At 34.7% G+C, this 12,026-nt stretch carries 8 protein-coding genes; 3 read left to right on the top strand and 5 right to left on the bottom strand.

Annotation, left to right across the window (positions count from 1 at the left end):
• The first annotated feature begins 20 nt into the window (after positions 1-20).
• Together ISU00_RS06880 and ISU00_RS06875 are read left to right on the top strand one after the other, a co-directional pair.
• Positions 21-671 (top strand): sterol desaturase family protein, encoded by a 651-nt coding sequence (locus tag ISU00_RS06880; protein WP_228853315.1) that lies wholly within the window; start codon positions 21-23, stop codon positions 669-671.
• Positions 668-2,758 (top strand): RND transporter family protein, encoded by a 2,091-nt coding sequence (locus ISU00_RS06875; RefSeq protein ID WP_228853314.1) that lies wholly within the window; start codon positions 668-670, stop codon positions 2,756-2,758. Before ISU00_RS06880 ends, ISU00_RS06875 begins: the two co-directional genes overlap by 4 nt.
• A gap of 13 nt (positions 2,759-2,771) precedes the next feature.
• Here ISU00_RS06875 and ISU00_RS06870 read toward each other — a convergent pair whose 3' ends face one another.
• From ISU00_RS06870 to ISU00_RS06860, 3 genes are read right to left on the bottom strand one after another with little or no spacing between them, the layout of a single operon-like run.
• On the bottom strand, positions 2,772-3,758 hold the full coding sequence (locus tag ISU00_RS06870) for an NAD-dependent epimerase/dehydratase family protein (protein WP_228853313.1): 987 nt from the start codon (positions 3,756-3,758) through the stop codon (positions 2,772-2,774).
• 3 nt (positions 3,759-3,761) lie between these two features.
• Positions 3,762-5,429 carry a fatty acid CoA ligase family protein gene (locus tag ISU00_RS06865; RefSeq protein ID WP_228853312.1) on the bottom strand — a complete coding sequence of 556 codons (1,668 nt, stop codon included), beginning with the start codon at positions 5,427-5,429 and terminating at the stop codon, positions 3,762-3,764.
• On the bottom strand, positions 5,422-6,321 hold the full coding sequence (locus tag ISU00_RS06860; RefSeq protein ID WP_228853311.1) for an alpha/beta fold hydrolase: 900 nt from the start codon (positions 6,319-6,321) through the stop codon (positions 5,422-5,424). Before ISU00_RS06860 ends, ISU00_RS06865 begins: the two co-directional genes overlap by 8 nt.
• 287 nt (positions 6,322-6,608) lie before the next feature.
• Between ISU00_RS06860 and ISU00_RS06855 the strand changes: the two genes are divergently transcribed.
• Positions 6,609-7,691 carry a sulfotransferase family protein gene (locus ISU00_RS06855; protein WP_228853310.1) on the top strand — a complete coding sequence of 361 codons (1,083 nt, stop codon included), beginning with the start codon at positions 6,609-6,611 and terminating at the stop codon, positions 7,689-7,691.
• A 15-nt stretch (positions 7,692-7,706) separates the two neighbouring features.
• Here the strand turns inward: ISU00_RS06855 and ISU00_RS06850 are convergent, their stop codons facing one another.
• Positions 7,707-8,810: a fatty acid desaturase family protein gene (locus ISU00_RS06850; protein ID WP_228853309.1), complete on the bottom strand. Its 1,104-nt coding sequence runs from the start codon at positions 8,808-8,810 to the stop codon at positions 7,707-7,709.
• Positions 8,800-12,024 carry a non-ribosomal peptide synthetase gene (locus tag ISU00_RS06845; RefSeq protein ID WP_228853308.1) on the bottom strand — a complete coding sequence of 1,075 codons (3,225 nt, stop codon included), beginning with the start codon at positions 12,022-12,024 and terminating at the stop codon, positions 8,800-8,802. The genes ISU00_RS06850 and ISU00_RS06845 overlap by 11 nt, the downstream gene beginning before the upstream one ends.
• Between the last annotated feature and the right edge of the window lie 2 nt (positions 12,025-12,026).

The raw sequence follows: 12,026 nt of genomic DNA, 5'->3' as shown, positions 1-12,026 counted from the left end.
TTAACTTATTAACTAAACAAATGTATTATACCAATTCTAAATCACCAGAGTTGTTTAAAAATAGATATCTGGAGCTATTAACACGTACCCATCCGGCCCTTATATTTTTAATATATGTAACCATTTCCTCTATTTCTGCCTACATCGCCCTTACCAAATACAATTTTGGAAATTTTGAGTTAATTCTATTTTTCATTTTAGGCTTTTTAACCTGGACATTGATGGAATATTTAATCCATAGATATGCTTATCATGATTCACATGGCAATCACTCCACCAAAGGCATCAAATATATCATACATGGCGCTCATCATATGTACCCAAATGATAAGAGGCGCATTTTAATTTCTCCTCTTCCAGCCTTATTAATCTCCGCATTTTTTGTTCTAATTTTTTATTTAACGCTTGGTGTTCGATCGTATATGTTTAATTCAGGTTTTTTTATTGGATATACTTTCTTCATGTCGATCCATTATATGGTACACTCGCTACCATCACCAAAACGATTTAATTTTTGGTGGCGATACCATTTAATTCATCACTATCAACAGCCCGATAGAGCTTATGGAGTCTTAACTTCCTTTTGGGACTGGGTCTTTCAAACACTTCCAGAAAAAAAAAGGAAATCAAAACTAGTTTCTAGAATACATAAATCCACACCGAACAAATGACATCCAAGTGGATAAATGGTTTGGTTTCATATAGGGCTAGGATCTTTTTTATCCTTTTTATCTTACTTATCACCTCATTATTTTTCAATAGATCGATTCATGTAAGTGGAAGCCTCAATGGTTTAGAAGCGACTGATAATGAAGAGTATATAAGAATAAGCAGAGTAGACTCCATTTTCGGGCATTCAGACAACATTTATTTGATTGTATTTCCTAAGTCTGATGATCGGAGGGTTGTATTCAAGGAAATAGATGAATTTCAAGAGAAGCTAATCAAAAGACAACCGGATATTAATATTATTAGTCCTGTTACAATATTTAAGAACCTGCAAATTCATTCCCGTGAAGAAATAAATGCCTTATCAGAATTTTATGCAAAGGCTTCGGACATTCCAATATTAAAACAATTAATAGGTCGAGATAAAAGAAGTTTTGTTATTGCAATTTCTACAACCAAGGAAAATTTAGAAGTGGGCCATCTTGTCAACTCTCTTCTCAATGAAACTGAATTTAATCAGTTGAGCATTCAGGTATTAAGCAACCTTGAAGTACAAAAGGCGGTAAAACACCAAATTGAAAAAGATTTAGGAATGATTCTTATTTCTATCTCAATACTTTTCCTTGTCTTCACATTAATGGCATTTCGCTCACTCCTTTCAGGCGTTTTTATACTTGCAATTCTGTCAATTGCTCTAAGTTCCACCTATCTGCTGTATGGTTTGATGAAGATAGATTTTAATGTAGTTTCAATGATTGCATTACCAGTAGTTTTGATATTGGCTCTTTCAGATTCATTACACCTTCTTGCGGGGTATAAAAAGCTTCACTACACATCGACAGAGGAGAACCTAAAACAGGTGTTGCAACTGTATTATATTCCTTCTTTTTATTCTTCATTGACAACCTCAATTGCATTTTTCACTTTTTATCTTTTTGGAGAATCAGAAAATATCCGAGAATTAGGTTTGTTAGCTTCAGTCGCATTATTAATGGAATTTTTTTTAATTTTTTCAGTTGCACCTTTCCTTTTATCCTTTCAGCCGAAAAAGGGCGTCAAGGATTATTATTTAATATCATTAGCTAAAGCTCTGAAAAAAGGTAAAAAGCCTATTACCGGATTTTTTGTAATTGTTTTTATCCTATCAATTTTTATTTATCCAAAATTACAGTTTCAATCAAATCCTGAAGCCCAAATTCCTGAAGGCAGCAATGTAAAATTGTACTACAATTACTTTAAAACCAACTATTTTTCACCTTTTAATGTAAATATTTTAGTAGAACCTATAGCAAATCAAAATCGGGGAAGATTTAAGGCTCAAGTAAAAGAAATTTCAGAGTTTATAAAGGAAATGCCCAATGTTTCAGCGGTTCAGTCAGCAACAAATACATATTATATAAATACCCGTATGGGCTTTAAGGTTAACTTGTATGATCTTCTTGAAAACAACAATCCATATTTCAATGAGGAAACCAATATCTACCGGATAGAAGTAAAACTTAACGATGTGGACAACACCCAAAAGTTCAAGGATTCCGTTCTAAAGAAATTCGCTTCTATGGATTACAAATTAGACATTTCAAGTCGGAAATTATTATATGATTCCGCCAACTTAGCCATTTCATCCTCCTTGATTAAATCTATGGCAACCGCCGGAATTGGTATTTTCATGGTTTTATTGCTATTAACTAAATCATTCAAAACGGCTTTGCTTAGTCTTTTCCCCAATCTTTTCCCATTAGCTTTAGCATTTTTAATAATGTATTTATTTGATTTAGATTTATTTTTTTCATCCGTGATTACCCTAGTTATTGGTCTTGGTCTATTGGATGACAACACAGTCCATATTATTTATAGAAAACTTTGGTTGAAAAAGCCCATGGATGAATTGAATTTTAGCGTTCTCTCCTCCAGCCTTCTCCTATCATGTGGATTTTTCATGTTTGCCTTAAGCAAGTTTGAGCCTATTAGAATTTTTGGCTGGATTAGTGTATTAATATTTATTTCTGGCGTCATTGCTGAAATGACCACTATGAAATGGATTATAGATTCTGTAATAAATAAAGTTAAAAAGAATAAGCTTCAATAATTTGCTTCAGCGCCTAATTGCTATACCATGATTTTAGACGATTCATTCCTTCCTCTGTAGTGATTTGTGGCTTATAATTAAAATCTTTTTTGGCCGCAGAAATATCATACCAATGTGAACTTGAAAACTGTTTTGCAATAAACAAATCGAAAGGAGGTTCCGATTTTAATTTTAATGTTCTAAAAATACCCTGTATTAAATGGCCTATCGTCCTTGCAATAAATGGGTTTATTCGTTTAGTAACTGGTTCCAAACCTGCACAACACAATAGACCGTTTATAAAATCTTGAATAAGGATAGGGTCGTCTTGTGAAATAAAATAAACCTTCCCCGCAACTTTTTCAGGGAAGTGCAAAAGAGTATTAAGTACTTGCACATGGGCAATGGCAGCGTTATCGACGTAGGTTACATCGACCAAATATTTCCTTCTTCCTATAAGCCGAAGAGTACCTTTCCTATGCCTTTCTATTAACCTTGGTAGAAACTGAGTGTCTCCAGGACCCCAAATAAGATGAGGACGTAATACCACAGTTAACATATTTACACCATTTGCAGATAATACCAGCTGTTCCGCAATAGCTTTGGTTTTGGGATAAAAAGCGTCAAACTTATTTGGATATGGAAGGTTTTCATTTTGCCCCTCTGAATTTCCAGAGAAAACCACACTGGAAGAACTCGTAAAAATCAAATAACGGATTTTCAACTCATTACAGGCCCTAATTACATTTTCAGTTCCTTTTACATTAATTTCATAAAATTCCTTGTAAGATCCTTGGATACCAATTTTTGCTGCGGAATGTATTACGACAGAGCACCCATCCATTGCATCTTTAACAGCAGTGTAATCCCTAATGTCTCCTAAATAATGGGTTATACCCATTTCCTCAAAAATGTCAATTTTATTCCTCGAAAAAGAACGAACGTCAATACCGTCACTTGAAAGTTTATCAATAATTGATTTTCCTAAAAACCCAGATCCTCCAGTGACAAAAACTCTCATGTTTTAAAATTGCAATTTAGATGATGCCCATAAGGCCAATTTTTCCCGTCTTATTTTGGCATTATGCCTTGCATCTACGGGAAATGAGGGATGAAATAGAAAAGTTTTGATTTCTAATTTTTGATTTTTGGCATATTCAGAAAGCTCCTCTTTAATTTTTGCTTCATCAGGATTCCTAACTTCTTTATCTAATTCCACACAAAGCACAGCTTTATTATTTACCTCCACCAAAGCTGTTAGATGAACTTGTGGGTGTTGATTAAAAATAGTTTCGCACGGAATTGTAAACAAAACGCCATCCTTAATTTTTACCCTTTGAGATTTACGCCCACAAAACCAAAGGAGTCCACTACCATCTATATAAGCCAAATCACCCATTCGGTGATAGAAACCGTCTTGATCTTTTATTTTTGCCAATTTTGTACTTTTCTCTTTATTGAAATAAGCCTTAGTAACGCTTTCTCCTTTAACGGTAATTTCACCAATTTCACCATCAGTTAATTCTAAATCATCTGACCAAAATTCAAAAGGTTCATCACTAATTTTTATGATTTTTAAAATAATCCCCTCTACAGGTTTGCCAATACAAACACCCCCACCCCTTACACTTCGATTCTTTATGTCTGGTGATAATAGCACATCACTACTTATGGAAGTTATAGGCATTGCTTCCGTGGCACCGTAAGGAGTGAAAATTTGGACACCTTCCATTAGTAGTTTTGAGAACCTTACCATTGTTTTTGCAGGCACTGGGGCACCAGCAGATATCACACGTTGAAGCGTTGGAATTTTTATGTCGCGGTTTTGTATATATCTCCCAACTCGATCAAGCAATGCAGGTGAACCAAACATGGTTGTAATTCCGAATTGTTTTAATGCGGCAATTATTTTCTCTGGGTTTACATTAGCTGGCTTGGTTGGGTCCATATCAGGAACAACTGTACTAAGGCCAACTGTAGGATTAAACAATGCAAATGGAGGAAAAGTTGACAAATCAATTTCACCTTCCATCATTCCAAAAGTTTTTTGGATATTCTTTATTTGATGCATGAAATTACCGTGTGTATACACAACCCCTTTTGGTTCTCCAGTTGAACCACTCGTAAATAGTATGGCAGCTATGTCGTCGGTTGAAATTGGATAATTTCCCATCATAAAATCCTCATGTTCAGACAGGGATTTACCCATTTGTTTTACCGCAGAATATGACCTTTTACCGAAGATTAATTTCGGGCCAATTACAATTTGTTTCTTAATATATTTCTTACCCCAACCGAATATAATTCTGGCTAAATGAGCTTTATAAATACCTATGAATCCAATAGGTTGCGATTCTTTTATAGAATTCTTTAAGTGTCTAATTCCTATTCCTGGGTCCATAAGTACAGGCACTAATCCACATCTCATTAAGGCAAAAGCGACAGCAAAAAAATCTATATTGGGTGGCAACATCATAACTACCCTATCTCCTTTTTTAAACCCAAAAGACATAAATCCTCTAGACAGGTTCTCGATTTTTGAAGCTAATTCTTCATAACTAACACACCTATATTGAATCTCTCCATCTTCAGGAATTCTTTTGTTAGGTTTCCTAGGAACGGCTATAGCTAGAGAATCTGGGTTTGTTTTGGCATAATTAAAGATTGCCGATACTATGTTTATGCTATCCATTTGTACGCTTCAAAAAATCAATAATGTCATTAGTGACCTCTTCCGGAGCATCCTCTAATACATAATGACCACAATCTAGATAGCGATGAACTTCTGAATGTGGTAAATATTCAATCCATTTATTAAGCAAGTCTTCATCAAAGACAATATCCTTCAAGCCCCAAATCAATAGAACAGGAACTTCTTGAAAAAGAAAAAGATGATTCTGAACATCTTCGATATAACCATAGCCAGAATCACTCAATTTTACAGGAATGTTTTTAATAAACTGCATAACCCCAATTCTATTTTTCCAAGAATTATAAGGTGCGGTATAACCCCTTCGCACCTCTCTAGACATTTTCTTGCGTTTTACCCCAATACGTGTTGAGCCCCCATTAAAGGCATTAAACCCTTGTATGGCTATTTGGCCTAAATAGGTTCTTGCCATCCTAAGCATAAAGGGAAGTTTTTTCTCCTTCGGCAAATGAAAAGCAACCGTATTCATTAGGACAAGTCGTTTTATATTTTCTCTATTATGACGGGCATAAGACATTCCAATTATACCACCCCAATCATGAGCGACAAGGGTGAACTTTTCATTTAAATTAATAGCATTAATAAAATCCGTTAAATCTTTAACTCGCTGTTGAAGAGTGTAATTGTAATTAGATATTAAAGGCTTATCAGATAGTCCCATACCAATATGATCTAGCGCAATACATCGATAATCTGGACTAAGAGTTTTAATTAATTCTCGAAAATAGAATGACCAAGAAGGGTTTCCATGTAAAAACAAAATAGGCTCTCCTTTTCCTTCATCTATATAATGTATCCTATGGCCGCCTATATCAGAATAACGATTCTTAAATGGGTAGAGTTTTTTAATTTCTTTATCCAAGATTGCCTTCAATAATATCTTTTTTGACCTATACCTATCTATAAAAATAGGGTAAATGGTTGAATGTAATAGACTTTATGATTATTAAAGGAACTACTTTGAACCTAATAAATAATCTTTATGGTAACGATTAATTCCTTATTTTTCAAGTATGAGTTACTCATTTTGTGTAAGTTTCGGTAGTGTTTCAATGCTTTTAAGATGATAATTATTAATAGGTTATTACATTTCCCCAATAATGCCTTAAGTAGGTATAAGGGATCTATGAAAAAGCAATCACAAAATGACAATTTTAATACATGAATCGCTTCTTTCCCCTTCCCATTTTTCAATTTTTCCGTATCGTTCGGAAACATGGCGGAATTTCAGGCAGGGGACTCAAAAATGTCCCTTCCTGGTTATTAAAGGTGATTGTTTTTGAGCCCTTAAGATGGATAGAACTTGGTTTCAATAAATCTGTTGCAAAACATAAAATTGCAAAAGACCCAATATTTATTCTAGGTTTCTATAGAAGTGGGACCTCTTTTACCCACGAATTTCTAAGCCAAGACAATCGTTTGGGGTATCACACAAATTACCAAATGATACTGCCTGAAATTATGCTGGGCTCAGAATGGCTTTTGTCTCCCTTATTCGATTTTATATGTAGACTGTTTAAACTTAAAGATCCTATTCATCGAATTCCAATGTCCTTTAAATATCCGGGGGAAGAAGATGGAACAATGACCACCAGCCTTAATACCCAGGGATCTCAATGGGGTTACTTTTTCCCTAAATCCATGTTGAAGCATTTCCAAAAGTTTGTAATGTTTGAGCATATTTCAGAAAGGGAAAAATCAACATGGATTAATGATATGGTTTTTATCCATAAAAAAATATCCTACGCTAATAAAGGCAAACAACTTATCCTAAAAAGCCCTCCTAACACTGCACGGATTAAACTATGGCTTTCCATTTATCCAAAAGCCAGGTTTATTTTCATCCATCGCAACCCGTATGATGTGTATTCTTCAAATAAACGCTTTTGGGAGGTGACGCATAGAATTTATGCTCTTGGTTCTTATAAATCAGTGGACACAAAGGAAATTATTTTTCACACCTATTCTCAAATGATGGACCGATACCTAGCGGAAAAAGAAATGATTCCAAAAGGACAATTGGCAGAAGTAGCTTACTTAGACATGATGAGTTCTCCTCTTGCAACCATGAAAGGCATTTATAAAACCCTTAATCTTGATGATTTCACCGAAATTGAGGACCGTATGAAATCGTACCTCGCCAAACAAAAAGATTTTAAACCCTTAAGACATGAATTGCCGGAAATTGAAAAAGCCGAAGTGTCCGAGAAATTTGGGACATATATAACCCATTGGAATTATTAATCCCTGCCCCCAAGCCTATAAATCATCATAATTACCCAATGTAACTAGAAATTTTTGATGACTTTTAATTGCCTGCAAAAATGACAATTCATTATAAGGTAATTTGTATTTATCTGTTACACGTTTTACAATTTTAGATATTTCAGGAAAATGGACATGGCAAATGTCTGGAAATAAATGGTGTTCTATCTGAAAATTAATTCCTCCTGTAAACCAAGAAATAATCCTATTTTTTGTCGCAAAATTTGCAGTAGTCCTTAGTTGGTGTGAGGCCCAATCCGTGTCTATTTGTCCTTCTTCATCAGGCACATGAATACTTACTTCCATAACCTTATGGGCAAGTTGAAACATTATAGACAATAGAAACCCACAGATCATATGCATTGTAATAAAACACATTAAAGTAAAGGTCCAAGGCTGATTGTTAAGAATTATTGGTAGGATCAAAAACAAAATAAAGTAGATAATTTTGGAGAAGATTAAAAACAACAAAGCCTTTGTATATGTTGTGTTCTGGGTCTTAATTAATTTTTTTGCTTTGTAACCATTTAATTTAATGAAGTCTTTCCTTGTTGTCCAAGAGAGTGTGAACAAACAATACAGAATCCATGCATAAATACCTTGATAACGATGAAGTTTCTTCCTTTTTTGTAATGGAGAAAATCTAAGTATTGGTAACACATAAAGATCTTCGTCATGCTCCTCTATATTTGTGTAAACGTGGTGTAAAATGTTGTGCTGAATTCTCCAAACCAATGAACTACCACCAACCAAAATCGTTAAATTAGAAAGCAACTTATTAATTGTTCTGTTTGTAGAATAATTTCCATGGTTAGCATCATGGCCAATCACAAAGTATATAGAAGTCATCCCAATGGCCATTACCATCCAAGTTAAAAAAATCGCTATCGGATTGGTTATAACATTTAAGATAATAAACAGATAAGGGACAAAATACATGAGTAACACCAAAAATGTTTTAAATATCATTTCTGAATTTGCCTTTTTTGATATATTATTCTTGGTAAAATAATTATTTACATTAAGGCGTAACTCCCTCATAAAATTAGAGCTGTTATTAACCGGAAAAGATATTTCGTTTAAGGTATTACCGTTCATTTGCAGGTTTAGATTGAATAAAATTGGCTAATTCACTAATAGTCTGGTACTCAAAAATATCTTCAATTTGTAAGCTATAACCAAACATATTTGCCTTGGTTACCACTTGGATCGTTTGAATCGATGCTCCACCAAGATCGAAAAAATTATCATGAATTCCGACAGTTTCAATATTTAAAGCATTTTTCCATATTTCAATTAAAACTTTTTCAACCTCATTGGTGGCAGGAACATAATTAGTTGATGTTCTGTTAATTTCTGGATTTGGAAGTGCTTGTCTGTCAATTTTACCATTGCTGTTAAGCGGGAATTGTTCCAGCTCAATCAAATAAGAAGGCAACATGTATGAAGGGACTTCCTTTTTTAACCAGTTTCTTAGTTCTTCTTGTGAAACACTAATCCTTTGGTTAACAACATAGTAAACTGCAAGCTTTAAATTTCCATTCGATTGCTTAAAGGGAATTGTAATGGCTTGAGAAATAGCAGGAAGTTTTTCTATTACTGCCGTTATTTCGCCAAGCTCTATTCGGTTACCATTTATTTTTACCTGATTATCAGACCGCCCCAGAAGTTGAATGGATCGATTATTTAGAAAACGTGCTTTATCACCCGTTCGGTACAGACGTGTCTCCCCATTTGAAATAAAGGGGCTGTATAAAAATTTCTCAGAGGTTAACTCCGGCTTGGATAAATAACCACTTGCTAATCCCTCTCCCCCAATATAAAGATCTCCTACAATACCTATTGGAAGCGGATGAAGTTGATGATCTAATATAAAAAGTTGAGTATTTGAAACGGGGTGTCCGATACTTATTTTTTGATCCTCATGAGTAATTTTGGCTAAAGAAGACCAAATAGTGGTTTCCGTTGGTCCATACATATTCCAAAGTTCTGCTGAACGATTAATTAATTGCCTTGCTAGAGACTTAGTTAAAATATCACCTCCACACAAAATTTTTAAATCATCTTTTCCCTTCCATCCAGAATCAATTAAAAGTTGCCAAAATATCGGTGTGGCCTGCATAATGGTCACATTATGCTTTGCAATTAAATCCTGAAGGAAAAATAAATTGTCCAAGACAGAATCATTAGCGACCACCACCTTAGCGCCACTCACAAGCGGGAGAAACAATTCTAAAATTGAAATATCAAAAGAAATATTAGTAACCGCCAAGAGGACATCATTTTTATTGATCCCCGGTTTTTCATACATCGAAATAAGGAAGTTGGTCAAGGATGAATGATTGATCATTACGCCCTTTGGCTTACCCGTAGATCCAGAGGTGTAAATAATGTAGGCCAATCCATCAGCGTCATGATTCAAATTAAGATTGCCGCTTTCAACACTATTGGAAGTTTCTATTTCTTGGGTATAAACAACTTTCGCTTCGCTATCTAATGTAAAAGATTGAATGTTTGTGATAAGGATAGGTGCATTAGCATCCCTTAATATAAATTTAATCCGATCATTAGGAAATGAGGTGTGAACAGGAATAAACACCCCTCCTGCTTTATGAATTCCTAATAGTGTTTCAATTAAATCCCTATTGCGATTCATTAGAACCACCACCCTTGTTCCTACACTAACACCAAGATTAAGAAGATACTTTCCAATATCATTGGCTCTGGAATTTAGTTGGCGATAAGATATATTTTGCTCCCCATAAATGACAGCGGTGGTATCTGGAAAGTTACCGGCTATCCTCTCAAAAAGCTGATACATGTATTGATCCTTTGGCCAATTTTTATTCACATTCGTGTATTCTGCCACGAAGCTTTCTATTTCATTTTCTGAGGCAAGTGGAAGTTGGGAAATTAAGGTATCAGGTTGAACAACAACTTTTCCGATAATTTTTTGAAATGACCTAAATAATCTTTGGATAGTTTCATGGACAAACAAATCGCGATTATATTCTACCGTTGCATGGCATTGCCCATTTTCCTTAGATATCATTAGCATTAAATCGAATTGAGAAACCCCACGGTCAATGTCAATAAATGAACACTCCAATCCTGGCATATCTAGTTTAGGTTTTGGAGAATTTTGCAAATTAAACAGCACCTGAAAAAGGGGGGTACGACTGAGGTCTCTTTTTGGCTTTAATTCTTCAACCAATTTTTCAAATGGCACATCTTGATGGGAATATCCCTCCGTAGCTACTTGCTTAATCTTTTTTAACAAAGACCGAAAATTTGGATTTCCTTTAATGTCTAGTCTCAATGGCAAAAGATTAATAAAAACACCAATTAACCCTTGTAACTCGAATAGATCACGATTGGCAACTGGAGTGCCTATGACGATATCATGTTGATTACTATATCTATGAAGAACAACATAAAAAGCCCCCAACAAGGTCATAAAAAGGGTAGCATTTTCTGTCTTGCTTAAAAATTCCAGCCCTGCGGTTATTTTTTCACTAATTACAAAGTGATAAGTACCTCCATTATAGGATTGTCTTGGACCACGAAGAGCATCGGTTGGTAATTCAAGAATGGGTAATTCTCCCGCTAGTTGAGTTTTCCAATAGTCAAGGCCCTTGCCCCATAGTTTCATTCTTTTCTCGCCCTTTAACCAAGATGTATAGTCGTAATACTGAATGGGCAAGTCATTCAAAATACAAACTTCCTTATTAATATGAGACTTATAAAATACCATTAGTTCTTTGAGAAAAACACCAAAAGACCAACCATCGGCTATTGTATGATGGATAATAATTAGAAATTGATGCAGCCCCTCTTGAAGTTTATATAACCTTAATCTTATAAGGGGGGCCTGATTTAGATTAAACGGAATTAATACTTCCTTTTCAACCAATTTTAAAACAGTCTCCCTTGCCTGTAAATTCTCATTTATTTTGGGTTCAATTATAGGTATGGTGATGCTTAAATCGTTTCTCAATACCGCTTTGGGCAATCCTCCATCTAATTGAAATTGTGTTCTTAGAACTTCATGCCGATTTATAATTTTATTGGCGCTGATATTTAATGCCTCCAGATTGATGTCTCCAGACATTTCCACCAAAACAGACAAATTATTTACAGCTGTATTCCTATCCAATAATTCCAGGAATAATTGGCGTTGTTGAGGGAAAGAAAGCTCAACAGCATCCTTATTTATCCGAGGCAAAATCTCAGGTTGGGAAGTCAAAGACATATTGCCCTTAACCCATTTTTCAAACAACGCTTTTTTGGCTGGTGAAAGATTTTTGCTCATGC

This window comes from Aegicerativicinus sediminis (assembly GCF_015476115.1).
In the GTDB taxonomy this organism is placed as follows: Bacteria; Bacteroidota; Bacteroidia; order Flavobacteriales; family Flavobacteriaceae; genus Aegicerativicinus; species Aegicerativicinus sediminis.
The sequence above is the reverse complement of the archived record's forward strand: the minus strand, read 5'-3'. Positions and strand labels throughout refer to the sequence as shown.